The organism is Actinocorallia longicatena (assembly GCF_039534125.1).
Taxonomy (GTDB): Bacteria; Actinomycetota; Actinomycetes; order Streptosporangiales; family Streptosporangiaceae; genus Actinocorallia; species Actinocorallia longicatena.
The window spans coordinates 508273-533229 of sequence record NZ_BAAAUV010000001.1 but is presented as its reverse complement, the minus strand read 5'-3'; the positions used below and the strand labels follow the sequence as shown (position 1 = coordinate 533229).

22 protein-coding genes and 1 pseudogene are annotated in these 24957 nt (G+C 69.4%); 13 read left to right on the top strand and 10 right to left on the bottom strand.

The genetic code is table 11. The annotated features are described in order from the left end of the window. Positions 1–287 precede the first annotated feature (287 nt). Positions 288–971: a response regulator transcription factor gene (locus ABD785_RS02350; RefSeq protein WP_425547716.1), complete on the top strand. Its 684-nt coding sequence runs from the start codon at positions 288–290 to the stop codon at positions 969–971. Next, complete coding sequence (locus ABD785_RS02345) at positions 968–2383, top strand: HAMP domain-containing sensor histidine kinase (RefSeq protein ID WP_344821529.1); 1416 nt, start codon at positions 968–970, stop codon at positions 2381–2383. The genes ABD785_RS02350 and ABD785_RS02345 overlap by 4 nt, the downstream gene beginning before the upstream one ends. 198 nt (positions 2384–2581) lie before the next feature. Here ABD785_RS02345 and ABD785_RS02340 read toward each other — a convergent pair whose 3' ends face one another. Together ABD785_RS02340 and ABD785_RS02335 are read right to left on the bottom strand one after the other, a co-directional pair. After that, a complete protein-coding gene (locus ABD785_RS02340) occupies positions 2582–4717 on the bottom strand; it encodes an MMPL family transporter (RefSeq protein WP_344821524.1) in 2136 nt (711 codons plus the stop codon). 439 nt (positions 4718–5156) lie between these two features. Further along, complete coding sequence (locus tag ABD785_RS02335; RefSeq protein WP_344821523.1) at positions 5157–5747, bottom strand: methyltransferase family protein; 591 nt, start codon at positions 5745–5747, stop codon at positions 5157–5159. Positions 5748–5897: 150 nt separating this feature from the next. Here ABD785_RS02335 and ABD785_RS02330 point away from each other — a divergent pair, with 150 nt between their 5' ends. Together ABD785_RS02330 and ABD785_RS02325 are read left to right on the top strand one after the other, a co-directional pair. Then, a complete protein-coding gene (locus tag ABD785_RS02330) occupies positions 5898–6545 on the top strand; it encodes a TetR/AcrR family transcriptional regulator (protein WP_344821522.1) in 648 nt (215 codons plus the stop codon). Positions 6546–6755: 210 nt separating this feature from the next. Further along, positions 6756–7718: an alpha/beta hydrolase gene (locus ABD785_RS02325; RefSeq protein ID WP_344821520.1), complete on the top strand. Its 963-nt coding sequence runs from the start codon at positions 6756–6758 to the stop codon at positions 7716–7718. Positions 7719–8011: 293 nt separating this feature from the next. Here ABD785_RS02325 and ABD785_RS02320 read toward each other — a convergent pair whose 3' ends face one another. From ABD785_RS02320 to ABD785_RS02310, 3 genes are read right to left on the bottom strand one after another with little or no spacing between them, the layout of a single operon-like run. Beyond that, the gene (locus ABD785_RS02320) at positions 8012–8806 is read right to left on the bottom strand and encodes a MerR family transcriptional regulator (RefSeq protein ID WP_344821518.1); all 795 of its coding nucleotides are present in this window, start codon (positions 8804–8806) and stop codon (positions 8012–8014) included. Positions 8807–8849: 43 nt separating this feature from the next. Further along, entirely contained in the window at positions 8850–9611 is a 762-nt protein-coding gene (locus ABD785_RS02315; RefSeq protein ID WP_344821516.1) for an ABC transporter permease, read from the bottom strand. A 10-nt stretch (positions 9612–9621) separates the two neighbouring features. Further along, the gene (locus tag ABD785_RS02310) at positions 9622–10398 is read right to left on the bottom strand and encodes an ABC transporter ATP-binding protein (protein WP_344821514.1); all 777 of its coding nucleotides are present in this window, start codon (positions 10396–10398) and stop codon (positions 9622–9624) included. Positions 10399–10629: 231 nt separating this feature from the next. On the opposite strand from ABD785_RS02310, the gene ABD785_RS02305 reads away from it, so the two are divergent. The 5 genes from ABD785_RS02305 to ABD785_RS02285 all read left to right on the top strand — a co-directional run bounded on the left by ABD785_RS02305 (position 10630) and on the right by ABD785_RS02285 (position 15717). Next, positions 10630–12375 (top strand): serine/threonine-protein kinase, encoded by a 1746-nt coding sequence (locus ABD785_RS02305; protein WP_344821512.1) that lies wholly within the window; start codon positions 10630–10632, stop codon positions 12373–12375. Between the two features lie 464 nt (positions 12376–12839). After that, entirely contained in the window at positions 12840–13856 is a 1017-nt protein-coding gene (locus ABD785_RS02300) for a Rieske 2Fe-2S domain-containing protein (RefSeq protein WP_344821510.1), read from the top strand. Between the two features lie 27 nt (positions 13857–13883). Next, positions 13884–14486 (top strand): nucleoside deaminase, encoded by a 603-nt coding sequence (locus ABD785_RS02295; RefSeq protein ID WP_344821508.1) that lies wholly within the window; start codon positions 13884–13886, stop codon positions 14484–14486. Between the two features lie 135 nt (positions 14487–14621). Further along, positions 14622–15104, top strand: coding sequence for a molybdopterin-binding protein (locus ABD785_RS02290; protein WP_344821506.1), 483 nt, complete (start codon positions 14622–14624; stop codon positions 15102–15104). Between the two features lie 178 nt (positions 15105–15282). After that, positions 15283–15717 (top strand): molybdopterin-binding protein, encoded by a 435-nt coding sequence (locus ABD785_RS02285; protein ID WP_344821504.1) that lies wholly within the window; start codon positions 15283–15285, stop codon positions 15715–15717. Positions 15718–15761: 44 nt separating this feature from the next. On the opposite strand, the gene ABD785_RS02280 is transcribed toward ABD785_RS02285, so the two are convergent. The 5 genes and pseudogenes from ABD785_RS02280 to ABD785_RS02260 form a co-directional block, all read right to left on the bottom strand. After that, positions 15762–15986, bottom strand: coding sequence for a hypothetical protein (locus ABD785_RS02280; protein ID WP_344821501.1), 225 nt, complete (start codon positions 15984–15986; stop codon positions 15762–15764). Next, positions 15983–16261, bottom strand: coding sequence for a hypothetical protein (locus ABD785_RS02275; protein WP_344821499.1), 279 nt, complete (start codon positions 16259–16261; stop codon positions 15983–15985). The genes ABD785_RS02280 and ABD785_RS02275 overlap by 4 nt, the downstream gene beginning before the upstream one ends. After that, entirely contained in the window at positions 16258–17034 is a 777-nt protein-coding gene (gene modA / locus ABD785_RS02270) for a molybdate ABC transporter substrate-binding protein (RefSeq protein ID WP_344821789.1), read from the bottom strand. Before modA ends, ABD785_RS02275 begins: the two co-directional genes overlap by 4 nt. Positions 17035–17076: 42 nt before the next feature. Continuing rightward, positions 17077–17418, bottom strand: a pseudogene (locus ABD785_RS02265) (TOBE domain-containing protein); the annotation flags it as partial. Between the two features lie 382 nt (positions 17419–17800). After that, on the bottom strand, positions 17801–18706 hold the full coding sequence (locus tag ABD785_RS02260; RefSeq protein ID WP_344821498.1) for an AraC family transcriptional regulator: 906 nt from the start codon (positions 18704–18706) through the stop codon (positions 17801–17803). Positions 18707–19087: 381 nt separating this feature from the next. On the opposite strand from ABD785_RS02260, the gene ABD785_RS02255 reads away from it, so the two are divergent. From ABD785_RS02255 to ABD785_RS02240, 4 genes are all read left to right on the top strand, one after another. After that, the gene (locus ABD785_RS02255) at positions 19088–20389 is read left to right on the top strand and encodes an ABC transporter substrate-binding protein (protein WP_344821496.1); all 1302 of its coding nucleotides are present in this window, start codon (positions 19088–19090) and stop codon (positions 20387–20389) included. A 75-nt stretch (positions 20390–20464) separates the two neighbouring features. Next, positions 20465–21352 carry a carbohydrate ABC transporter permease gene (locus ABD785_RS02250; RefSeq protein ID WP_344821494.1) on the top strand — a complete coding sequence of 296 codons (888 nt, stop codon included), beginning with the start codon at positions 20465–20467 and terminating at the stop codon, positions 21350–21352. Then, the gene (locus ABD785_RS02245) at positions 21349–22230 is read left to right on the top strand and encodes a carbohydrate ABC transporter permease (RefSeq protein WP_344821492.1); all 882 of its coding nucleotides are present in this window, start codon (positions 21349–21351) and stop codon (positions 22228–22230) included. Before ABD785_RS02250 ends, ABD785_RS02245 begins: the two co-directional genes overlap by 4 nt. Positions 22231–22272: 42 nt before the next feature. Next, positions 22273–24894 carry a glycoside hydrolase family 78 protein gene (locus ABD785_RS02240; RefSeq protein WP_486303539.1) on the top strand — a complete coding sequence of 874 codons (2622 nt, stop codon included), beginning with the start codon at positions 22273–22275 and terminating at the stop codon, positions 24892–24894. Positions 24895–24957 lie beyond the last annotated feature (63 nt).

The window sequence follows — 24957 nt, the reverse complement described above, 5'->3', positions numbered from 1 at the left end:
AGATCAAGATCTTTCATGGTCTGGACTGGGCGGTCGGGATCTGCGTCAACCAACGTGCGAGCACCGGCGCCAAAGCAATGATCACCTGGCAAGCCACTGGCGTCCAGCAAGACGCATGGTTCAGCCACCACAAACCCCATGGGCTGGTTGCCTGGGCAGCCCCGCCCGGGGATTTGTTCGAGCTGGCGATGTCTCTCTCGTGACCGCTCTAAGCCTGGCCTCAGGTTGATCGGGGACAATGAGCGGAAAAAGCATCGACTGGAAGGGGGCGGGCCGGCGTGCGGATCATGATCGCGGATGATGAGAGGGCCATCCGTGAGTCGCTGGAGCGGGTGCTCCAGGTCGAGGGTTACGACACCCGCACCGTCGCCAACGGTCTCGCCGTGCTCGACGGGGTCGGTGGGGTCGGCGGCGACACGCTGGATCTGCTGATCCTCGATGTGATGATGCCCCGCCTCGGCGGGTTGGAGACCTGCCGACGGCTGCGGGCCGCGGGCCGGGATCTGCCGGTGCTGATGCTGACCGCCCGTGACCAGGTCTCCGACCGGGTCGCGGGGCTGGACGCGGGCGCCGACGACTACCTGCCCAAGCCGTTCGCCACCGAGGAGCTGCTGGCCCGGGTGCGGGCCCTGCTGCGCCGGCGCATGCCGCCCGACGGCGACGCGCAGATTCTGTCGTTCGCCGACGTCCGGCTCGATCCCGACAGGTTCGAGGCGTGGCGTGGCGATCGGCCGCTGCGTCTGACCCGGACCGAGTTCTCACTCCTGCAGGTCCTCATGCGCAACGCGACCCGGGTCTTGACCCGCGACGCGCTGTTCGAGGCGATCTGGGGTTTCGACATGAGCGCCACCGCCAACAACCTCCAGGTCTACGTGAGCTACCTGCGCCGCAAGCTGGAGGCCGAAGGTGAGCCGCGATTGATCTACACGCTGCGCGGCCTGGGATACACGTTGCGAGAGACTCCTCCGTGAGCGGGCCCGCCGACCGGGAACCGCGCCGATTGGCCCGATGGTGGCGTCGCCGGTCCCTGCGGACCAGGCTGACGGTGATCGCGGCGACGGCCATCGCGGTCAGCGTGTTCGGGGCCCTCCAGGTGGGCATCGAGCTACTGGACCGGGAGTTGCAGGACGTCGCCGGGAAGCAGCTCCGCGCCGACTCCCGCGTCCTGGCGACGGACGCGGAGCGCGCCGGTCTGGCGCAGGTCCAGCTGCCGCCGTATCCCGGATCCGGTCGGCTGGTGCGGGTCGTCCTGCCCGACGGCTCGACCCGGACGCCGGCCGGCCAACCCGCGCTGCCCTCGGTCAGCGAGCACGCCGGGCGCGTGGCGCGGGGCGCCTCAGCCGACCTGATGGAGGCGGACGACAGCGACGGCTACCTCATCTACACGCTGCGGGCGGGCGACGGAGCGGTCCAGGTGGCTCGTGTCGCCGACGACGACAGCCCGATCACCCGGTTCGGGTTGGGCATGCTGCTGATCGGGCTGCTCTGCGTGGTCGGCGGCGCCCTTGTCGGACGGACCGTGGCGCGGACCGGGCTGGCACCGATCGACCGGCTGACCGCCGCCGCGGTACGGGTCGCGCACACCCGGGATCTCGACGCGGACATCCCGGATGAGGGCGGTGGGGAGGTCCGGCGCCTGATCCAGTCGATCAACGACATGCTCGCTGCGCTCCGGGACTCCCGGCGGGCCCAGCGGCTGCTCGCCGAGGACGCCGCCCACGAGCTCAAGACCCCGCTCACCAGCCTGCGCCTCAATGTCGAGCTGCTGATCCGGCTCGATCGGCGCGGCACTCTGGACAGCGCGCTGCCGGCGGAGAGCCGGACCCGGCTGCTCGACGATCTCGGCGCCCAGGTGGCCGAGCTGAGCACCCTTGCCGCCGAGCTGACCGACCTGGCGCGCGGTGACGTCAGCGACGAGAGCACCGAGCTGCTCGACCTCGCCGACGTGGTGGTGGCCGCCGCGACCCGGGCGCGTTCCCGTGTGCCCGCCATCGAGGTCGCGCTCGACGTGACCTCCGTGTGGGTGAGTGGACGTCCCGCCGCGCTCCAGCGGGCGGTGCTCAACCTCATCGACAACGCCGGCAAGTGGTCCCCCGCGGACCAGCCTGTCCAGGTCCGGCTCCGTGCCGAGGGCGCGTCGGCGGTGCTCGAGGTCGACGACGCCGGTCCGGGCATCGACGCCGCCGACGTACCGCGGGTGTTCGACCGGTTCTACCGTGCTGACAGCGCCAGGGCGTTGCCGGGATCCGGTCTGGGGCTGTCGATCGTGCAGCGGGTCGTCGACGCCCACGGCGGCCGGGCCACCGTCGCCCGCTCCGCACGCGGTGGCGCACTGCTCCGGGTCGACCTTCCGGCCGCGGCCCTGCCCGCCCCGATGCGCTGACCCGTCCCGCCGCGTGGCGCAGGATCCATGGGCGGCGGCCACCGGGCAACGGCCCGCGCGGCCCACCACGGGGCAGGACACCGCGATGCGCCGACCCCGGCCCCGTCGCGGGACCAAAGGGCGGTGGCCGTCGGGCGCACGAACGAGATCCGGGACGGGCGTGGGTCCCCGTCCCGGATCTCGTTGGTGCCGCCGCGCTCACCGTTGCGGCGCGGGCTCCTCGTCGTCGGCGAGCGACTGCTGACCGTTGGGCAGTTCCGCCGCTGGACGGGACAGCCGGCTCGGCCACCAGATCCGCCGGCCGATCAGCAGGGTGAGGGCGGGCACCAGGACCGACCGCACCAGCAGGGCGTCGAGCAGCACGCCGAAGGAGACCAGGAACCCGACCTCGATCAGCATCACCAGCGGAAGCGTGGCGAGGACCGCGAACGTGGCCGCCAGGACCAGTCCCGCCGAGGTGATGACGCCACCGGTGGCGGAGAGGGCTTTGAGCATGCCCTCTCCGGTGCCGAGACGCGCGGTCTCCTCCCGGGCCCGGCTGGTCAGGAAGATGTTGTAGTCGACGCCGAGCGCCACCAGGAACAGGAATGCCAGCAGCGGCACCGAAGAGTCGATGCCCTTGAACCCGAGGATCGCGTCGAAGACGAACACGCTGCCGCCGAAGGCCGCGGCGAAGGAGACGATCACGGTGGCCATGAGGACCAGCGGGGCCACGATCGCCCGCAGCAGCAGCCCGAGAACGATCAGGACGACGGCGAGCACCAGCGGGATCACCAGCTTCTCGTCGCGGCTGGTGGTCACCTCGGTGTCGAGGCTCTCCGCACTCGGCCCGCCGACGATCGCCTCCGCCCCGCTCACCGCGTGCACGGCTGCGCGCACCCGCTTGATCGTGTCGTACTCCGCGACGGTGTCCGGCGCGTCCGCCGGGAACACGGAGATGTCGGCCCAGCCGCCATTGGTCTCACCCGGGAGGGCCTGGGCCACACCGCGAGTGCCCTTGACGATGGCGAGCACCCGCTCCTGGTACGCCGGCCGAGTGAAGATCGTCATCGGCTGGCCGCCGAGCTCAGGGAAGTGCTCGCTGACCACGGTGAAGCCGGTGACCGACTCCGGCGCGGACAGGAACTGGTCCTGCTCCCGAAGGGCGCCGGTGTTGCCCACCAGCCCGATGGCGAGCACGCAGAGGACTCCGAGCGAGCCGAGCGTCGCCACCCACCGGCGGCGGCTGATGGCGGTGCCGAGCCGTCCCCACAACCCAGGCTTCTCCGCCACGGCCGTGCCGAACCGCGGGATGGCCGGCCAGAAGATCCGCCTGCCGAGCACCACGAGCACCGCCGGGAACAGCGTCAGCATGGCCACCAGCGCGCACAGCACGCCGGCCGCACCGATCGGGCCCAGCCCGCTGGTGCTGTTCAGGTCCGCGACGAGCAGGCAGAGCAGGCCGGCCACCACGGTGGCCGCGGATGCGACGATGGCCGGCGCCGCGCCGCGCAGCGCGTGGACCATCGCGACCCTGACGTTCTCGTGATGGTGAAGTGTCTCCCGGTAGCGGGCGATGAGCAGCAGTGCGTAGTCCGTGCCGACGCCGAACACCAGGATCGTCAGCAGCGCCGAATTCTGGTCGTTGACCACGATGCCGAAGCCCTTGACGAGCAGGTACACGGTTGCCATCGCGGTCAGTGCGGCCGCACCCACGACCATCAGCGGGATGAACCACAGCACCGGGCTTCGGTAGGTGAGCATCAGCAGGAGCGCGACGACGACGATGGTGGTGAGCAGGACCTGCAGGTCGATGCCGTCGAAGACGGCGTCCATGTCTCCGTCGACCGCGGCCGGGCCGGTCACGTCGAGTTCCAGGCCGGCGGGGCGGTCCTTCGCGGCGTCGCGCAACGGGCCGACGATCGCCTCCGGCCCGCCGTAGGCCGTGCTCACCGGGAGGGTGAACATCATCGCCTCGCCGTCGGCGGAGGGTCTCGTCGGCGGGCCTTCGTCTTCGTCTCCGGCCGGTGCCGCCGCCTTGGGCGGGTAACGCTTGGAGAGGGTGGCGTAGTGGCGCTCGACCGTCGCGCGGTCGGCGTCGGTCATGCCGCCGGCTCGGTGGTACACGAAGACGAACGTGTTGTCCTCCCCGCCGGGGAGACCGTCCTCCAGCATCGCCACCTTGGTGGACTCGGCACTGGCCGGCAGGGTGTCCACAGCTGCATCGGTGGTGACCGAGCTCAGCTTTCCGCTCAGCGGCACCATGAACGCCGCCAGCACCACCCACATGCCGATCACCAACCACGGCACCCACCGGCCGGTCAACCGACCGGCCGACGCTGCGCTGACTGCCATCACGAGCCTCCTACCTACGGGTTCATCGCTGATCTGATGCCTCCGTCCTACCGAGCGAACCTGAGACGACTGTTAGGGCGCCGCTCAGGACGGTCGGCCGAACCGGGCGCTCAGCGCACCCACCAACGCGGTGGCGTCGAGGTCCTGCCCGAGGCAGGAAAGGCCAAGGAGACACAGCCCGCGGACAGGGATGAGCACACCGCTCGTAGCGGCCATCGCGCGGCTCGGGTGCTCCGCGGCGTCGGAGCGCTCAGCGAACGGCGGCACCGACGTCGAGGGGCGATGCCGCCGAGCATCCGCAGGGTCGGCGCGACCCCTGGCCGGCGGGTCGAGCACCGGACGGCGGCAGGTGAAGACCAGCCGCGGCAGGTCGTCAGCGGCTGAGCGCCACCGACGATGATCGCACCGCGCATTTCCGGCTGATCGTCCGGGGACGGTGTCAGGAGCGGCCCGTGAGGGGGAGGAAGCGGCCGACGGAGGCGGTGTAGTGGTCGAACGAGGAGCCGTGGACGCGACGCAGGTGGGGTTCCTCGACGACGCGGACCTGGAGTTCGATGGCCAGGATCGTGAGCAGGAGCCCGGCGAGGGCGACCGCGTTGGGGGTCATCGCGGCCAGTCCCGCGACGGTGGTGATCATGGCGCTGTAGATCGGGTTCCGGACCAGGCCGAAGGGGCCCGACGTGACGAGGTCGGTGCGCTCGGCGGGATCGACGCCGACTCGCCAGGACGCCCCCATCGCCAGCTGGGTGATGACCGTCCCGACTACGCCCGCCACGGCGACCGCCAGGCCCGCCCGGCTCACGACCGTGTGATCGAGAAAGGCGAGCGGATCCAGCCCGAGGAGCGCGCCCGCTGATCCGGCGGCGCCGCAGAGGAGGCCCGCCGAGAGCAGCAGCGCGATCGGACGCCCCGCGCCCTTGCCGGGGCCGCGCAAGCCGGTGTCGCCGTAGCGCCTCCACTGGATCCAGGCACGCAGGACGAACGCCGAAAGCGCCCATACGAAAGAGAGGACCAGAGCGATCGTGGGCATGAGAGACCTCCGTGAGCAGCGATGGTTAGGGTTGCCTCACATGCAATGGTGGGTAGCCGAGCGGCCCGGTGGCTACTCGCTTTCACACAGGGAGCGGCGATGGCGGACAGGCGGCTTCGGCCCAGAAAGACCCCAGGTCAGCTGCGCGCGATGGAGACCCGGGAGCGCCTGCTCGCGGCGGCTGCTCGCGTTTTCTCCGAGCACGGGTACACCGCGGGTACCACCAACCGGATCGCCGAGGCCGCCGGCCACTCGATCGGGTCGCTCTACCAGTACTTCCCGAACAAGGACGCGATCCTGCTGGAACTGGCCACCGCACACGCCCGCTCGGGGATCGCCGCCATGGAGGAACTGCTGGCGTGGGGCCCGCTCCCCGAGACGATGCAGGAGACGATCCGTCTGTTCGTCCGCGCCGCCATCGACAACCACCGGCACGATCCGGCCCTGCACCGCGTCCTGTTCGAGCAGGCCCCCCGATCGCCCGAATTCCTGGAGTTCCTGCGGGAGGCCGAAGCCAGGGCGGTGACGCTGGCGGAGTCGCTCCTCACGTCCGATCCGTCCGTGACGGTCGCCGACCCGGCCATGGCGGCCCGCCTCGTCGTCATCACGATCGAGTCCGCGGTCCATCGCTACGTCACCGGCGACGGTCCCCACCGGCTGGCCCACTTCGAAGACGAGCTCGTCACCCTGCTGACCCGCTACCTGACGCTCCCGGCCGGCAGTGGGGACGAGTCCGCGGACCGGGCCTTCCACGACGACGGCCAGAGCCCTGTGCCGTTCCCGGCACCGCTCCGTTGACTCCGGCCGAAGCGGGAGGGCGCCATTGCCTTGGGTCTCCTCGACGCTGGTGGGCTGGTCGCGCCGCTGTTCGGTAGGGAGGGCGCGGAGTTCGTGGGGCGGAGGGATCGCAGCTTTTGTGGCTTCTACGAACATGTCCTGGCCGCTTCCGGCACCGTCCAGGCCCTCCGATAACTTTGAGGCCAAGCGTTTGCTCGATGGGAGGCCGTCATGGGACGGGTGGTGGAGGAGCGGCACGGCGTGGGGGTGCCCGCACGGGTGTTCACGTTCTTCCTGCGCTTCTGGTTGCGGCCGCTGATGCGGTACGTGCTGTTCACTCCGTTCGGGATGCGCCTGTGGAAGGCCCTCGACCCGCTGTGCGCGGTCCTGGTGACGCCGCCGGGCACACGCCGGGCGGCTGTACGGTTCGACGGGTTCGGGGCGGAGTGGATCGCCGGGCCGGGGGTGGAGGCCATGAAGGGGAGCGGCCGGGTCGTTCTCTACCTGCACGGGGGCGGGTTCGTGGTCGGAGGGCTGCGCACGCACCGGCGCATGGTGGCGCGGCTGTCGGCGGCGTCGGGGGCTCCCGCGCTGTCGGTGGCCTACCGGCAGCTGCCCGGCACGACGCTCCTGGGATCGATCGCCGACTGCGTGACGGCGTACGAGTTCCTGCTGGAGGAGGGGTACCGGGCGGACGAGATCGTGATCGCCGGGGACTCGGCCGGCGGGTTCCTGACGTTCGCGGCGGCGCTGCAGGCCGTTCTGGACGGGCTGCCCGCACCCGGCGGCCTGGTGGCGATGTCGCCGCTGACCGACCTCGACCACACCGACAAGCTCGCCCACGCCAACCTGCTGCTCGACCCCTACATCCCCGGCGCTCTGCTGTCCGAACTCACCCCGGTGCTGCTCGGCGGCATCGTGCTGGAGCCGCTGCACTCGCCCGTCAACGGGGCCCTCGCCGCGTTGCCGCCGACCCTCATCCATGTGGGGTCGACCGAGATCCTGCGGGTGGACGCCGAGCTGATGGCCGGACGCCTGTCGGACGCCGGTGTGCCCGTCACCCTCGTCGTCTGGGACCGCCAGCCCCACGTCTTCCAGATCTTCGCCGACTTCTGCCGGGAGGGCCTGCGCTCTCTGGAGGAGATGGGCGCCTTCATCCGCGACCTGCCCGCTACCGGAGAGAAGGCCGCGTAGGACCAGCGGACGCGGTGCCGGGGATCATTAGGCAGACGGGCCCCTGGCGGGATTCGGGTACGTGCAGCACGTCATCGCGTTACGGGTGTCGGTCGCGGGGGCTGCGCTGGTCGTCCAGGCGGAGCCGGTCGAACTCGCGAACCTCCGGCATGTCCGGCCCGGCCCGGCCGGTCGATTGGCCTGATCGGGCACGTGGGAAAGGCAACTAAGAGTGCCTCCCGACGACGAGTCGTCCACCGCACCCGCTGATCCGTTCGGAGGGAGCGCACGTGGGTGGTGCCGCCTGATCGTGGTCATGGCTGGTTCGGGGGGCGGTCGGGCGGGTCCAGGCGTTCGAGGCGGGTCCAGCCGTTCCAGCCCCGTTCCCGGAGAAGGACGCGGAGGCGTTCGGCTCGGGGGTCGGCTTCGTCGGCGAGGGAGTCGAGGAGGTCGAAGGGGAGGGGGTCGTCGTCCGGTCCGCCGAAGTCGGTGTGTCCGGCGGCGTAGGCTTCGTCGGCCAGTTCGGCCATAATGTCGGCCGCCTCCTCCAGCCGCGGGTCGTCGTCGCCGTCGATCTTGAGGAGTTCGGAGAGGATGAGGTAGAGCCGGACGAGGCGCGGATCTTCGAGCTCGGCGATCTTCCAGGTGACGATCTCCTGGATGCGGTCGGGCCAGCGGGCCGAGATCAGGATCCAGCCGTCCCGCTCGCCCTCCAGCATGCGTTCCGAGACGCCGAGCTTCCGGAGCCGGTCGAGATAGCCGACGACCTCCGCGGGAAGCACGAGACTGTCCCCGGAGGCGAGCCGGGTGACCTGTTCGCGGCTGGACCGGAGCCGCTCGATCTCCCCGCGCAGCCGGTCGTCGATCTGCCGGATCGCTGCGGCGAAGTCCTGCTCGTCGGCTTCGAGCAGGCGGCCGATCTGCGACAGCGGAACGCCGGCGTGGGCGAGGGTGCGGATCTTGATGAGGGCCACGACGGCCCCCGCTCCGTACCGCCGGTAGCCCGAGGCGTCCCGGCCGGGCTCGGGCAGGAGCCCGATCTGGTGGTAGTGCCGGACCGTCCGCACCGTGACGTCGGTGTAGGCCGCCAGTTGACCGATCGTCAGCATGGTCTGATTCTGCCCTTCCCCGTCGGGGCCCGGTCGGCGGCTCTCAGGAGAGCTTGCGTCTGTAGACGCGATCGGCCCACAGGTAGGCGACGATGAGGGCGCCGGCGCACCAGGCGAGGGCGGTCCAGATCTCGCTGCCGGCCGGCTGCCCGGTGAACAGCGCCCGGATCGTGTTGACGATCGAGGTCACCGGCTGGTGCTCGGCGAAGGCCCGCACGGGGCCGGGCATGGTGCCGGTGGGGACGAACGCCGAGCTGATGAACGGCAGGAAGATGAGCGGATAGGAGAACGCGCTCGCGCCTTCCATGGTCTTGGCGGTGAGCCCGGGAATCACCGCGATCCAGGTCAGCGCCAGGGTGAACAGCAGCAGGATGCCGACGACCGCGAGCCAGGCCGCGACCCCGGCGTCTGAGCGGAAACCCATGACGACCGCGACGATGACGACGACCGCCAGCGAGATCATGTTCGCGGCCAGCGAGGTCAGGACGTGTGCCCACAGCACGCTGGAGCGGGCGATCGGCATCGACTGGAACCTTTCGAAGATCCCGCCCCGCAGATCGGTGAAAAGCCGGAACGCGGTGTAGGAGACGCCCGAGGCGATGGTGATGAGCAGGATGCCGGGCAGCATGTAGTCCAGGTAGGAGGACGTCCCGGTGTCGATCGCTCCGCCGAACACGTAGACGAACAGCAGCATCAGCGCGATCGGCGTGATCGCGGTCGTGATGATGGTGTCGACGCTGCGGGTGACGTGGCGCAGGCTCCGTCCGGTGAGGACCGCGGTGTCGCCGAGAAAGTGCGTTGCCATGATCGTTTCCTTACTCCGTGTCTTCCCGGCCGATGACCGCGAAGAAGACGTCCTCGAGGGAGGGCTGCTTCTCGACGTATGCGGTTTCGGCGGGGGGCAGCAGCGCCTTGAGCTCCGCCAGGGTGCCGTCGACGATGATCCGGCCGTGGTGCAGGATCGCGATCCGGTCGGCGAGTTGCTCCGCCTCTTCCAGGTGCTGGGTGGTGAGCAGTACGGTCGTGCCGGTCGAGGCGAGGTCCTTGACGGTCTGCCAGACCTCGAGGCGGGCTTCCGGGTCGAGCCCGGTCGTCGGCTCGTCGAGGAAGACGACCGCCGGCCTGCCGATGAGGCTCATCGCGATGTCCAGGCGGCGGCGCATGCCTCCGGAGTAGGTCGAGGCCCGCCGGGCCCCGGCGTCGGTCAGCGAGAAACGGCGCAGCAGGTCGTCCGCGACGGCCCCCGGTTCTCTCAGGTGCCGCAGCTTCGCGACCAGGACGAGGTTCTCGCGCCCGCTGAGGATCTCGTCGACGGCGGCGAACTGCCCGGTCATGCTGATCGACTCACGGACGTCGGCGGCCCGCGTCGTGGCATCGAATCCGTTGATGCGTGCACTGCCCGCATCGGCCTTGAGCAGCGTGGCGAGGATTTTCACCAGGGTCGTCTTGCCCGCCCCGTTCGCCCCGAGCAGCGCGAAGATGCTTCCCCGCGCCACCTCGAGATCCACACCGCGAAGCACGCGCAGATCTCTGAACGACTTCTCGAGACCTCGCACCTGAATCGCGGGGCCGTCCACCGCTGGATTGCTCATGCCGCCAGCATGCGACCCTGACGCTACGTCAAGGTCAACCCGGAACGACCGCCCATGCCGCTGACGACATACCCGGAGTGCGCTTGAGCCGCCTCGAGCCGACGTTCTCGGCGACCCGCTGTGAACGGGGGCTCAGCAGGGGGCGTTCATCCGACTTGTCCGGACGGTCGTTCGCCGAGGGTGTTCTCATGGTCCAATGTCCTCAATGGCCGCCCAGGGTGGAGGTGCGAGGTGGCAGGGCCTGGGGAGTTCGGGGAGGGCCTGCCGGAGATCGCGGGCTACCGTCTGATCAGGGTGCTGGGCGAGGGCGGGCAGGGACGGGTCTATCTGGCGGAGGCGCCGGACGGGGCCACGGTCGCGGTCAAGGTTCTGCACGCCCGGTTCGCCGGCGATGACCAGGCGCTGAGGCGATTCCTGCGGGAGGTCGACGCCACGCGCAGGGTGGCCGGGTTCTGCACGGCTCAGGTTCTGGAGGCGTCCACGGTCGGCGCTGTTCCCTACGTCGTCAGTGAGTACGTTCACGGGCGTTCCCTGCAGGAGTCGGTCACCCGTGACGGGCCGCGGGGCGCGGGGGCGCTGGAACGGCTGGCGGTCGGCACCGTCTCGGCTTTGGCCGCGATCCACCAGGCCGGGATCGTCCATCGCGACTTCAAACCGAACAACGTGCTCATCGGACCTGACGGCCCGCGGGTCATCGACTTCGGGATCGCCCGTGCCCTGGACACCGTCGCGACGCAGACCAGCGGCCTGGTCGGCACACCGGCTTACATGTCCCCCGAACAGATCACCGGTGGCCCCGTCGGTCCGGCCAGTGATCTGTTCTCCTGGGCTCTGACCATGGTCTACGCGGGTACCGGGCGGCCGGCCTTCGGCGGCGACGGGATGCACAGCATCATGTGGAAGATCGTCCATGCCGAGCCCGAATTCTCCGCGCTGCCCGACCCCGTTCATCGTCTGATCGTCGCCGCGTTGGACAAGAACCCCGACCGGCGCCCCACGGCCACCGACGTCTTGATGGCCCTGGTGGGCCATCCGGATTCCACCAGGCCACCGGCACCTGCCCGTCTCCGAACCGTCCCCGAACGGCAGAACGTCGGCGAAGGTGAGGCCGAGCTGCGCGCCGCGCTGAACGCGCGGCGGCAGTCTCTGGGTCCTGACCATCCAGACACCCTCCGCGAACACTGGATACTCGGGGTCACGCTCCGCGAACTCGGGCGGCTGGAGGATGCTGCCGCCGAGCTCCTCACCTCTCTCGAAGGCCGTCTCCGGGTCCTGGATCCTGACCACGTCGACACCCTGCGGAGCCGCGAGGACCTCGGTCGCACCCTCTGGCGCCTCGGCCGGTTCGCCGAAGCAGAGCAGCACCTCAGAATCTCCCGGGACGGACGGCTCCGCGTCCAGGGCCCTGACCGCTACGAGACGCTTTGGGCTCACCACAACCTCGGCGCTCTTCTCCGAGTCCTCGAACAACTACCCGAGGCGGAGACAGAGCTGCGTGCCGCCGTCGACGGCCGTCTCCGGGTCCTGGGTCCCGACCACGTCGACACTCTGTGGGGACGGCACGACCTCGCCGAGGTCCTGAGGGACCAGGGGCGGCTCCAGCACGCCGTCACCGAGTTCCGCGCCGCGGCGCAAGGCCGGTCGCGGATCCTCGGCCCCGACCACCTCGACACCCTGTGGAGCCGCCAGGAACTCGGCCGAGCACTCTGGGGACTGGGTCACAGTGGAGAAGCCGAGGCAGAACTGCGTGCGGTCCTCGAGGGACGGCTCAGCCTTCTGGGCCCCGACCACCCCGACACTTTCACCGCCTTCCATAACGTCGGCGCCTTCCTCGGCGAGCTCGGCCGCCTCACCGAAGCCGAGACGGCACTTCGATCAGCGGTGAACGGCCGGACCAGCGCGCTGGGCGCCGACCATCCGGACACCCTCCACGCCCGCCGCGACCTCGGCACCATCCTCCTCAAGCTCGGCCGCTGACAAGCGCGAGATCAGCATCGGAGAAGAACAGCCACACAACCCTCACGACCTCCGACGAGACCGCACCTGATTCCGCCTGCAGACGTAAGAGCCATCCAGCTGGGGAGGAGCATGACGAGGCAGACCGCGGTGAAGGTTCCGATGTTGAACCAGCGGAAGCCCAGGCAGGCCATGGTGAGGGCCTCGCCGTGCTTCAACGCCAAGGCCGTCCCCATCAGCCACTGACCGGCGGCCCTTTCCGCTGACGCGCAACAGGGCGTTCACCCGGCCGGAACCGGTCGGCAAACAAGATCGGTCAGCCTGGAGACGGAACGGCGGCGGAGGGGAGGAACGGGTGTCGCGATGTGCGGACCTCCGCCGGGGCGTTCATCGCACGGCATGGACCAGGGGACGGATCGCGCACGGAAGGTGAACCGGGCACGTCTCGTCGCCTGCCGTCCCTTCCCTCGCTTCCGAGGAGTTCCATGCCCGATCCGTCCGACAGCACCTTCGACCCCGCCGACCGGGAGATCCTCGCCCGCTACTGGTACCCCGTCGCCCGCACGGCGGACGTCGGGAACGCTCCGCTGCCCGTCGTCCTCCTGGACGAGCGCCTGGTGGTCTACCGCGCGGACGGAGAGATCGTCGTCGCCGGGGACATCTGCCCTCACCGCGGCGTCCCGCTCAGCCTCGGCAGCGGCGACGGCACCGGCGTGTCCTGCGCCTACCACGGGCTGAAGTTCGGAGCGGGAGGCCGGTGTGTGGCCGTCCCGGCCCACCCCGAGGCGAAGATCCCCGACCGGATGCGGCTCACGACCCACCCCGCGGTCGTGCGGTACGGCCTCGTCTGGACGTGCCTCCGCCCCGGCGCCGGGCAGGCGCCGCCGGAGATGATCCACTGGGACGATCCGGGCTTCCAGCAGGTCACCTGCCCGGGAATCGACATCGCCGCCTTCGCCGGACGCCAGGTCGAGGGCTTCATCGACGTCGCGCACTTCGCGTTCGTGCACGCCGGCTCCTTCGCCGATCCCGCGAACACCGAGGTCCCCGACTACAGGACGGCGCGGAACGACCGCGGCTTCTCCGCCGACTACTGGAGCACGGTCGCCAACTACCCGCACGCCACGGGCCTGAAGTCACCGGAAGGCTTCCGCTGGCTGCGGCGCTTCGACGTCGACCTGCCCTTCACCGCGCAACTCGTCGTGCACTTCCCCGAGGGCGGACGGCTCAACATCCTCAACGCGGCCTCACCGGTGTCGGCGCGCAGGACCCGGATGTTCTGCCCGATCGCCAAGAACTTCGCCACCGAACAGCCGGCCGCCGAGATCGAGGCGTTCAACCGGCAGATCTTCGAGGAAGACCGGGAGATCGTGGAGGTGCAGCGGCCCGAGAACCTGCCCCTCGACCCACGGATCGAGGTCAACATCCCCGCCGACCGCAGCTCCGTCGCCTACCGTCGCGGACTGCGCGACCTCGGCCTCAGCCACTTCTTCACCGCCTGAGCGCTTCCGCCCGTGAAAGGGGAAACCATGGACACCTCCGCACTCGCCCTCTCCTTCGGCGCTTCGCTGCCCGCCTGGGTTCCGGACCTGCTCGCCGACGTCCCCGAGCGCCTGGCCTCCGACGACGACCGCGTCCGGCTGGTCAACCGGCTCGCCGATCGCAACCACCGCGAAGGCTCGGGCGGGCCGTTCGCCGCGATCGTCGTGGAGAGCGGGACGGGGCGGATCGTCTCGGCCGGGGTGAACCTCGTGCTCGCCTCGAATCTGTCGGGGACGCACGCGGAGGCCGTCGCGCTGTCGCTGGCCCAGACCCGGCTCGGCGTGTGGGACCTGGGCGGGGACGGGCTGCCGCCGCTGGAGATCGTCGTCAACTGGCGGCCGTGCGTCATGTGTTACGGAGCGGTCCTGTGGTCGGGCGTCCGCCGTCTTCTCCTCGCCGGAGACGGGCCGGAGCTGGAGAAGCTGACCGGATTCGACGAGGGCCCGATGCGCGAGGACTGGGCCGACCAGTTCGCCGCCCGGGGCATCGAGGTCGTTCTCAGCCCGCTCCGGGAGGAGGCCGTCGAGGTCTTCCGCGCCTACGGGGCCCGCGACGACGTCACGGTCTACAACGCCCGCGGCGGCTCCTGAACCCGGTTCTCGGCCGAGGTCGGTTTCGAACGCGGTGAGCGTGAGGATCGTGCCCTCCACCATGCAGGCGGGATTCGCGGAGGCACGGCGATCGGACGCTCAGCCCTGGCGCTGTCGGCGACGACCGCCTCGACGGTGACGCGCGGGATCCTCGCGCTCCTCGTGGTCGCAGTGCTCGCGCTGCTGGCACCCTCGGCGAGCGCGGTCGTGCGCCACCCCGCCCAGCCGGGCAAAGTGGTCGTCACGGGGGAGATCGCTCACCGGCGGGCCCTGAACTTCGCCGATCTGCGTGCACTCCCGCAGCACACCTGCACCGGCCCGCTCCTGCTGGACGTCGCCGGCGCGGTCAAGCCCCGCTTCGACGCCGCGGTCAAGAACGACCAGCTCCGCTTCTTCGTCGCCGCGACCGCCTCCGACGGCTACCGGGCCATCGTCTCCTGGGCGGAGATCGACCCCGGCTTCGCCGGAACCCCGGTCCTCCTGGCCGTCAGCGAGGACGGCGCCACGCTCGACCAGACCGGCCCGCGCCTGGTCGTCCCGGGCGATGTCAAGGGCGGGCGCTACGTCAGCGCCGTCACCCGGCTGCACATCGGAAGCGTCGACCGCCTCGTCCGCTGACGTGGATGACGAGACCGGCATCTGCAATGGTGGCGCGCTCCGATTACTCATTTTTGAGAGGACATAGGCGACCATCGCCTTGCTTTCGCGGATGGTCGATCTAGGGTGTAAAGGGGAAGAGTGAGGGATAAGGGCGTCCTGGAGGGGGTGTGGAGTGGCGAATCGCAGGGAAGCCGCAGTGGGGGCTGTCTTTCTCGGCGGTGAGGTGTCCGCGCCGCGTGGTCTGACGATGGCCGAGCTGCGGAGCCTCCCCCAGTACCAGCAGGAGATCTCCTTCGCCTGCCGCAAGAGCGGTCTGCGTCGCCACAGGTTCGGCGGGCCGCTGCTGCTGGACGTCGCCTCGCTGGCGGCTCCCAGGTTCGTTCCGGGCGAGCGCAAGAGCCGTCTGCGGTTCATGATCTCGTTGTGGGGAGGAGACGGCCACCGGGTGGTGATCTCCTGGGCGGAGATCGACCCGGAGTTCGCCAACCAGCGGGTCCTGCTCGGCCTGAGCCGCGACGGCACCCTGCTGGACGGCGAGGGTCCGCAGCTCGTCCTGCCGTCCGACGTCTGCGGCGCCCGCAACCTGAGCGGCGTCACTGACCTGCGGATCTTCACCGACCCGACCCGCTGACATCGGGTCGCCCTGCGGGATGCGCCCACTGCTGCCGGCCGTTGTCACGGCGGTGCCCCTCGCGCCGTCCAGGGGCGGAGCTCGTCCTCGGCCCGGGCTGCGACGGGTTCACCCGGCCGGACCGGCGGCTGAGGCTTGAGGCTGACCGGGACGATACCGCTACCGTCGGGCCGGCTGACGATGAGGCGGGCCCGGACGTCGCGCTCGACGGTCCTGGTCACGGATCTGACGCCACGGGCGATGAGCCGGCCGGTGGCGGAGCCGTTCACAGTTCCTCGCCGGATCGGCCGCAGGAGGTGTAGGTGCCGGGCGGGGTCCAGCGCAGGACGGTGCAGGGCTCGCGCGCGCCCGGATGATGGACGAGTTCGCGAGTGACCTCGTAGCGGCACAGGTCGGGATCGTAGTCCGTTCCCGGCTTGATGATCAGGATGCCGAGGTCCTGATGGTGGTGCAGGAGCAGCCCGTGGAAGGGCCCGCCGAGGCAGAGCGCGGTCGGCAGCGGCCGACCGCGCCGGCACGGGGCGGGCTCTTCCGGCGGGGTCACGGCTTGTCGAATCCGGCCTGGGTGAGGACGGTGACGCCGTCGGGGGACAGGACGAAGTCGACGAACTGCTTGGCCAGGTCGGGGGAGCCGGCCTTGGTGAGGGCGGAGATGGGGTAGTCGTTGATCGCCTTGTCGGCTTCGGGGAAGGCGATGCCGGTGACCTTGCCGGAGGCCAGGACGTCGGTCTTGTAGACGAGGGCGGCGTCGACCTCGCCGAGCTCGACCTTGGTGAGGGTGGCCTTGACGTCCTGCTCCAGGGTGACGGGCTTGACGGTGAGCCCGGCGGCCGCCAGGGCCTTGACCGCGGCGGCGCCGCACGGGACCTGCTCGGCGCAGAGCGCGACCTTCACCTTCGGGCTCGCGAGGTCCGCGAGGTCGTCGACCTTGGCCGGGTTGCCGGTGGGGACGGCGATCTGCAGCTTGTTGCGGACGAAGGTCGTCGGGGATGCCGCGAGGGAGGCGTCGGTGACGGTCTTCATCGTGGCAGGGCTGGCGGAGGCGAACACGTCGACCGGCGCGCCCTGGGTGATCTGCTGGGCGAGCGTGGCGCTGGACCCGAAGTTGAAGGTGACCTTGACGCCCGGGTGGGCGGCCTCGAACTTCCTGCCGATTTCGGTGAAGGTCCCGGTGAGGGAGGCGGCCGCGAACACGGTCAGCTTCTTGTCACCTCCGGAGGAGGGGGAGTCGTCGTCGGAGCCACAGGCGGTGGCTCCCGCGAGGAGTCCGACGGCGAGCGGGACGGTGAGGGCCCAGCGGGTGAGGCGCCTGTACATGGTGGGGGGTCTCCTTGCGGGTTCAGCGTTGAGTGAGGGGAGCTCGACGACGACGTTGGTGGACTTGACCACCGCGGAGGCCACGACACCGACCTCGAGGCCGAGTCCGTCCACGGCCTGACCGCTCAATGGGGACACCGCCCGGAACGGGCCGACGGCGATCTCCACCTGCGCCATGACCGGATCCCTGATGATCTCGGTCACGATGCCGGTGAAGCGGTTGCGCGTCGAAGACCGTCCCCGTCCGCCGCCGCTCCCGGCGATGATCCGGCGGCCTTGGGCGTCCCGCCGTGCGCGGAGCCTCCCGGAGCCGAGGAGCTGCCGGACGGCGTCGGAACTGATCCCGAGCAACCCAGCGGCCTCCCCGATCCGAAACGTCGTCACGGCGTCATCTTAGCTCCGCAGAAGCCAAGGTAAATGAATACTAGCCATGGCAGATGCGGCTCAATGAGTGTTGTAGCGGTGGTTTTCGCGGCGGAGCAGCGCCCAGTAGGTGGTCGTGGCGACCCAGCGGTACCTTCTTCGGTGGTCGCTGCCACACCGTTCCGATCCGTCTGCCAGAGGAGCCGGCGATCACCCCCCGCGCTCCGGCGAGCCCGCCACCACGATCGTCCACCCCGTACCGGGCCTCGGCCACAGGTCGCGGAAGCAGCGGAGAAAACCGAGCAGCGCATGGTTCCCACTGTGAAACGAAGGGTGGTCCAAGAAGCGGATCGAGCGGCCCAGTGGGGGACGGCGTAGCCATCATCGGACACGGATCGGGCGGCTATTCGGGCGGGGAGAGCTGCGCCGATCTGGTGGTGAACCGTTTGCGGTAGGCGGACGGGCTGAGGCCGAAGTGGGCCTTGAAGCGGCGGGCGAAGTAGTTCTGGTCGTTCCAGCCGACGAGCTCCCCGATGACGGAGACGGAGTCGTCGGTGTGAAGGAGGAGGTCCGCGGCGGCCTCGACGCGCTGCCGGGCCAGGTAGGCCATGGGCGGGAGGCCGGTCTCGCTCTTGAACAGGCGGACCAGGTAACTCGAGGTCAGGTGGAGCCGGTCGGCGAGCTCGACGAGGGTCCAGTCGTGGGCGACGCGGCTTTCGAGCGCACGCATGGCCTGCACGACGGCCGGATGCGTCGGGCCGGCTGAAGTGACGAAGTTGGCCTCGGCTACGGCTCTCGCCAGGTTGCCGAGGAAGAGTGACAGGCGCCCGATCACATCGGCGCGGTGCTGGGTCAGGGGGCGACGACGGAGATCGTCGAGGCCGTCGAGATGCACGAGCGCCTCTTCGAGGGCCGGCTCGTCGAGGTGGGCTGTCAGCATGCCGCGGCGGTGCATCGAGTAGGGCCCGGTGGACAGCAGGTAGCTGATGATCGGGTCCTCCTGCGTCCAGGCCAGCTCCCGGGTGAGGAGCTCGGCGCTGAAGCAGCAGTTGAAGAGCTCCAAATCCCGGCATTCGGTGTAGCCATGCCAGGTGCCAGGCCGGAGGAGCACGACGTCTCCCCGCGTGAGCGGGGTGTCGCCGGTCATCGTGTGGTGGTTGCCCTGGCCTCCGAGGACGACGGCGATCTCCACGAAGCTGTGGGTGTGGGCGTCGAAGGTGTCCTGGTGGGAGTAACGGCCGGCGTATGCGAGGGATCCGTCGGTGAAGTACAGGAGCCCTTTGGACTCGGCGACGGGATCGTCTCTCATGCGTGGGGAGCCTATCTCCGGATTCAAGGTGGTTCAGGTGGTTCATGGATGGTGTCTGAGACAGAGCGCCCAGCACTAGCACAATCTTGGCTTGTGCTAGCAGATAACTGACTTCAGGTCGTCAGAGTGGCCATATATCAAGATCAGGTCAACTTCGTGCTACTACAAGCGCATCAGAGGCTAACTGTGCGGGCCTGGAAGAGGCCATCATCCATCGTTAAGAAACGCGAAACGCATCCGAAACACGGCCTTCGCAGCTCAGCTACGGCCGCACCGAAGATCCATCCCCTTTTGATCTTGGTGCGGCCGCTCGGGGGTTGGCGGTCCGGCCCAGCCGGTGCCGGACCTTTCGCTAGCTTTCGACACCCACGGGAGAAACACGTGAGATCAAAATTCGCCGCGATCGCGGTCGCCGCTTCCCTCCTGGCCGCGGCCGCCTGCGGCGGCACGGGCAAGGGCGGCTCTGACGCGGGCCAGGACGCTTCGGGCCCGGTGAACGTCGAGTTCCTGTCGGTCCAGCAGGCCACGGACAACTGGCCGACCGTCCTGTCGGACCTGATGACGGGCTACTCCAAGGACCACCCGGGCAGCGCCCTGAAGAACACCTTCGTCGCGCAGACCGACCTGGACCAGAAGCTCCAGCTCCTGGGTGCCCAGAACGCCCTCCCGGTCCTGTTCAACGCCCCGAACACGCCCGCCGCCCAGACCGAGATGGGCCAGACCGGCAAGGCCGTCGACCTGGAGGCCAAGCTCACCGAGCTGGGCGTCATCGACAAGGTCAGCCCTGCCGCGATCTCGGTGGTCAAGCAGCTCCAGGGCGGCAAGTTCTACGCGCTGCCGTTCGAGCTCAACGTCGAGGGCATCTGGTTCAACAAGAAGATCTTCGCCGACAACGCGATCACCGAGCCCAGGACCTGGGACGAGCTGACCGCCGCGGCGACGACCCTGCAGGGCAAGGGCATCCAGCCGTTCGCCGCCTCCGGCGTCGAGGGCTGGCCGATCACCCGCCTGCTGGGCGACTACATCTTCCGCCTGCTCGGCCCGGACGCCCTCAAGAAGGTCGCCGACGGCCAGGCCAAGCTCACCGACCCGCAGTACGTACAGGCCGCCCAGGCGATCGCCGACCTCGGCTCGAAGGGCTTCTTCGGCAAGGGCGTCACGACCCTGGAGTACCAGCCCGCCGAGGACCTGTTCCTCCAGGGCAAGGCCGGCATGTTCTACATGGGCAGCTGGGCCGTCGGCGACTTCAACGACCCCAAGAAGAACAAGATCGGTGCCGACAACATCGGCTACATCCCGTTCCCCGCGGTCACCGGCGGCGCCGGCAACGCCGAGCAGACCCCGATGAACGTCGGCCTGCCCACGATGGTGTCGGCCAAGGCCTACACGCCCGCGGTCGGCGAGTGGCTGAAGTACCTCGCCACCAACTACGGCGGCACCGCCCTCACCAAGCGCGGCCTGATCTCCGGCTTCAAGGCGGCCACCCCGCCGGCCGACCTCTCGGAGACGACCAAGCTCGTGCAGACGCGGATCGACGGCACCAAGGAGCCGGTGCTGTGGTTCGAGGCGCTGTTCTCGGCCAAGGCCACCTCGGTCTCGCAGAAGAACGCCGCCCGCCTGGTCACCGGCAGCATGTCGCCGCAGGACTTCATGTCCAAGGTCCAGGACGCCCTCGCCGGCTGATCCTCCGCTCTTACGCGGCCCGTCCTGATCTTGGGCGGGCCGCGTCCTGACTCCCCTTTCCCCGGAAGGCTCCCCATGGAGAAACTGCTTCGGGATCGCCGTGCGATCCTGTTCTTCATCGGGCCCGCGCTCACCGTGTACACACTGGTGATGCTGGTGCCCATCATCTGGTCCGCCGGCTACACCTTCTTCGAAGGCAACGCCCTCAGCGGTTTCTCCTGGACCGGCCTGGACAACTACTCCAAGCTGTTCAGCGATGACGCCTTCTGGCAGTCCGCCGGAATGACCTTCAAATACGCCGCCGTCGTCACGGTCGGCCAGGTCGGCGCGGGCCTGATCCTCTCGCTGATGTACATCTTCTACCTGCGCAAGGCCTCGTCCCTGGTGCGGACACTGGTGTTCTTCCCGGTGGTCCTGCCGACCGTGGCCGTGGCCCAGATGTTCGTGAAGATGTTCCAGGTCTCTCCGCAGGAAGGCCTGTTCAACGCCACGTTGTCGGGCGTCGGGCTCGGCTCGCACGTTCAGGACTGGCTCGGCACCCCCTCGGGCGCCTTCTGGATCCTGGTGATCATGGACATCTGGCGGTCCATGGGCTTCTACGCCGTCCTGCTCTACGCCGGACTGGTCGACATTCCCGAGGACATCCTCGAATCCGCCCGCCTCGACGGAGCCTCCGGCTTCACGCTCACCCGGCGGATCGTGCTGCCGCTGCTGACCCCGATCCTGGTCTCCTCGATCATCTTCAGCATCAACGGGACGCTCAAGGTCTTCGACTCGGTCCTGGCCCTCACCAAGGGCGGGCCGGGCGACGCGACGACCCCGCTGACGCTCTACATGTACAACACCGCCTTCTCCTACGGCGACTACGGCTACGGCTCCACCATCGCGATGGCGCTGACGCTGCTGAGTCTCGCCGTCACCCTCGTGATCTTCCGTGCCTCACGAAAGGACGTCCGGAAGTGACGGCCACGATCTCCACTGTCCACCGCAAGCCGAAGTCGCGGACCAGGTTCGTCCGCAAGCTGGGGCACGTGCCCGTCCGGCTGGCCGTAGCCCTCCTGGTCATCGTCGAGCTCGCCCCGCTGGTGTGGCTGGGCATCTCCTCGCTCAAGGCCGAGGACGAGTTCTCCTCCCGGCCCATGTGGGCGCTGCCCCGGGGATTCCACTGGCAGAACTACGTGGACGCCTGGACGACCGGCAACATGAGCGTCTACTTCCGCAACAGCATCCTGGCGACCTTCCCCGCCCTCGCACTGATCATCGTGCTCAGTGTCATGGCCGGGTTCGCGCTCGAAGTGCTCAGGTGGAAAGGCCGGGAAGGCGTCCTGCTACTGTTCCTGGCCGGCGTCATGGTGCCGCTCCAGATGGTCCTGCTGCCGCTGTTCACCATCTACTTCCAGGCCGGTCTGATCAACAACCTCTGGTCGCTGATCATCACCTACACGGTGTTCGGGCTACCGCTCAGCGTGTTCCTGATGGCCGGCTACTTCAAGGCCGTGCCACGCGAGGTCCTGGAGGCGGCGGCGATCGACGGCGCCGGGCTCTACCGCACCTTCTGGAGCGTCGTCCTCCCCACCGTGCGGAACGCGGTCGTGACCGTCTCGCTCGTCCAGTTCTTCTTCATCTGGAACGACCTGCTCCTGTCGCTCACCTTCATCAGCGACGACAACCTGCGCACCGTCCAGTCCGGCCTGCTCAACTTCGTCGGCCAGTACGGCCAGCGTCAGTGGGGACCCACCTTCGCCTCGGTCTGCATGGCCGTCTTCCCGACCCTCCTCATCTACCTGGTGCTGAACCAGAAGGTGATGAAGGGCCTGACCGCCGGATCCGTCAAGGGCTGATCAAGCCCCGGCCGCCGCTTTCCGAAAGAGATCCTTCCCCTGATGGCTGCTATACGTGTTGGTATTGTCCGGATTGAACATCTGAGGGAGGCTCTCGGTATCGGGGTCGCCCGGCCGAGGATCTCCTGGCAGGTGACGGGAGCCGAGCCCGGCTGGGCCCAGAGCGCTTATGAGATCGCCGTTGACGGCACCGGTACCGGTCCCGTCGAATCCGAAGAGAGCCAGTTCCGTCCTTGGCCCGGTGCTGCCCTCGCCTCCCGAGAGCGGCACAGCGTGCAGGTGCGTGTCTGGGGAACCGACGGTGGACCGTCGCCGTGGAGCGAACCGGTCGAGGTCGAGGCGGGTCTGCTCGACCCTTCGGACTGGACGGCCGAGATGATCTCACCGGAACAGGAGCCGGGCGGGACGGCACAGCCCGATCCCGCCGCTCTCCTGAGGGGCGAATTCACCGTTCGTGCCCCGTTCACACGAGCCCGTCTCTACAGCACCGCCCAGGGCGTCTACGAGCTGGAGCTCAACGGCCGGACCGTCGGCGCCGACGTGCTTTCGCCCGGCTGGACCAGCTACTCCCATCGCCTGCGCTATCAGACCTACGATGTCACGGAGCTGCTGGCCGAGGGCCGTAACGCCCTCGGCGCCTGGCTCAGCGACGGATGGTTCCGCGGCCGGATCGGTTTCGAAGGCGGCCGGACCCATGTCTACGGCGCGGAGATCGGGCTTCTCGCACAGCTCGAACTGCACTACGCCGACGGGACCGTCGAGACGTTCGGCACCGACGCCTCCTGGCGCACGGCGCCCAGTCCCATCACGGCGGTCGGAGCCTACGAGGGCGAGACCTACGACGCCCGGCTGGAACAGGACGGCTGGTCCGCACCGGGCTTCGACGAGACGCGATGGCAGCCCGTCCGGACGATCGGCCACGACGCGGGCGTGCTCGTCGCTCCCAGCGGACCCCCCGTCCGCCGGACCGAGACGCTCCGCCCCGTGAAGATCTTCACCTCGCCCGCCGGTGAGACCCTGGTCGACTTCGGGCAGAACATCGCCGGCCGACTGCGGATCACCGTCCGGGGACCCGCCGGCCACACGGTCACCCTCCGGCACGCGGAGGTCCTGGAGGACGGCGAACTCGGTGTCCGGCCACTGAGGTCGGCGATCTCGGTCGACACCTACACGCTCAGGGGCGAGGGCCGCGAGCAGTGGGAACCCCGGTTCACCATGCACGGGTTCCGCTACGCCCAGATCGACGGATGGCCGGGCGAGCTGACCGCCGACGACGTGCAGGCCGTCGTCTGCCACACCGACATGGAACGGACCGGCTGGTTCTCCAGCTCCCACGCCGAGCTCGACCGCTTCCACGAGAACGTCGTGTGGAGCATGCGCGGCAACTTCGTCGACCTGCCGACCGACTGCCCGCAGCGTGACGAGCGGCTCGGCTGGACCGGCGACATCCAGGTCTTCGCGCCCACCGCCGCCTACCTCTACGACTGCGCCGGGATGCTCTCCTCCTGGCTGGAGGACCTGGCCGCCGAACAGGAACAGTTCGGCACCGTCCCCGTCTACGTTCCCTGGATCGACCTGGGCGTCTTCCCCGCCGAACCCACCGCGGTCTGGGGCGACGCGGCCGTGATCGTGCCGTGGACCCTCTACGAGCGCTTCGGCGACCTCGACATTCTCCGCCGTCAGTACGCCAGCATGCGGGCATGGGTCGATCAGGTGGCGGTGCGCGCCGGCGGCTCTCATCTCTGGGACAGCGGATTCCAGCTGGGCGACTGGCTCGACCCGACCGCTCCGCCGGAGCGGCCGGAGGAGGCACGGACCGATGTTCACCTTGTCGCGACCGCCTACTTCGCGAGATCGGCCGATCTTCTCGCGCAGGCCGCCGGGATCCTGGGACGTGACGCGGAAGCCGTCCACTACAGCCAGCTGGCCGAGCGGGTCCGAGCCGCCTTCAGCGTCGAGTTCGTCTCGCCCTCCGGACGCATGGCCAGCGATACTCCCACCGCCTACGCACTCGGGCTCGAGTTCGGGCTGATCACGGGGGACGCCCAGCGTGCGCGGGCCGGACGCCGCCTGGTCGAGCTCGTCCGGGCCAACGGGCACCGGATCGCCACGGGCTTCGTGGGCACCCCTCTGGTCTGTGACGCGCTCACCTCGGCCGGTGCCCTAGACGACGCCTTCCGGCTGCTGCTTCAGACCGAGTGCCCCTCCTGGCTCTATGCGGTGGTCCAGGGTGGCACCACCGTGTGGGAACGGTGGGACAGCGTCCTGCCCGACGGCCGGATCAACCCCGGTGACATGACGTCCTTCAACCACTACGCGCTCGGCGGGGTCGCCGACTGGATCCATCAGACGGTGGCGGGTCTCAGGCCTGCCGCTCCCGGCTACCGGAAGGTGACGATCGCTCCCCGCCCCGGCGGCGGTCTCGCCCACGCCGCGACCTCGCATCGCACGCCCTACGGAGTGGTCGACGTCCGCTGGGAGCGCGTGCGGGAAGTGTTCGAACTCAAGGTGACGCTTCCTCCGGGTGTCACCGCCACCGTGAGCCTGCCCGGCCACGAGGGGGTGGAGCTCGAGCTCGGCTCCGGAACTCATGTTCACCGGATGCCGTTCCGCGCCGCTCACGAGGATCCGCTCCCGGAGGCCACGCCCGCTCTTCTGGGCTGACACCGGACAGACGAATGCCCGTGCGAAGCTCGTCGCACGGGCATTCGTCATGGATCTGCTCTG

Coding starts and splice junctions, on each gene's coding strand:
- ABD785_RS02325 (WP_344821520.1), top strand. CDS start 6,756: ATGGGACGGGTGGTGGAGGAGCGGCACGGCGTGGGGGTGCCCGCACGG.
- ABD785_RS02295 (WP_344821508.1), top strand. CDS start 13,884: ATGGACACCTCCGCACTCGCCCTCTCCTTCGGCGCTTCGCTGCCCGCC.
- ABD785_RS02350 (WP_425547716.1), top strand. CDS start 288: ATGATCGCGGATGATGAGAGGGCCATCCGTGAGTCGCTGGAGCGGGTG.
- ABD785_RS02320 (WP_344821518.1), bottom strand. CDS start 8,806: ATGCTGACGATCGGTCAACTGGCGGCCTACACCGACGTCACGGTGCGG.
- ABD785_RS02250 (WP_344821494.1), top strand. CDS start 20,465: ATGGAGAAACTGCTTCGGGATCGCCGTGCGATCCTGTTCTTCATCGGG.
- ABD785_RS02260 (WP_344821498.1), bottom strand. CDS start 18,706: ATGAGAGACGATCCCGTCGCCGAGTCCAAAGGGCTCCTGTACTTCACC.
- ABD785_RS02300 (WP_344821510.1), top strand. CDS start 12,840: ATGCCCGATCCGTCCGACAGCACCTTCGACCCCGCCGACCGGGAGATC.
- ABD785_RS02340 (WP_344821524.1), bottom strand. CDS start 4,717: ATGGCAGTCAGCGCAGCGTCGGCCGGTCGGTTGACCGGCCGGTGGGTG.
- ABD785_RS02240 (WP_486303539.1), top strand. CDS start 22,273: ATGGCTGCTATACGTGTTGGTATTGTCCGGATTGAACATCTGAGGGAG.
- ABD785_RS02310 (WP_344821514.1), bottom strand. CDS start 10,398: ATGAGCAATCCAGCGGTGGACGGCCCCGCGATTCAGGTGCGAGGTCTC.
- ABD785_RS02335 (WP_344821523.1), bottom strand. CDS start 5,747: ATGCCCACGATCGCTCTGGTCCTCTCTTTCGTATGGGCGCTTTCGGCG.
- modA (WP_344821789.1), bottom strand. CDS start 17,034: ATGTACAGGCGCCTCACCCGCTGGGCCCTCACCGTCCCGCTCGCCGTC.
- ABD785_RS02315 (WP_344821516.1), bottom strand. CDS start 9,611: ATGGCAACGCACTTTCTCGGCGACACCGCGGTCCTCACCGGACGGAGC.
- ABD785_RS02330 (WP_344821522.1), top strand. CDS start 5,898: ATGGAGACCCGGGAGCGCCTGCTCGCGGCGGCTGCTCGCGTTTTCTCC.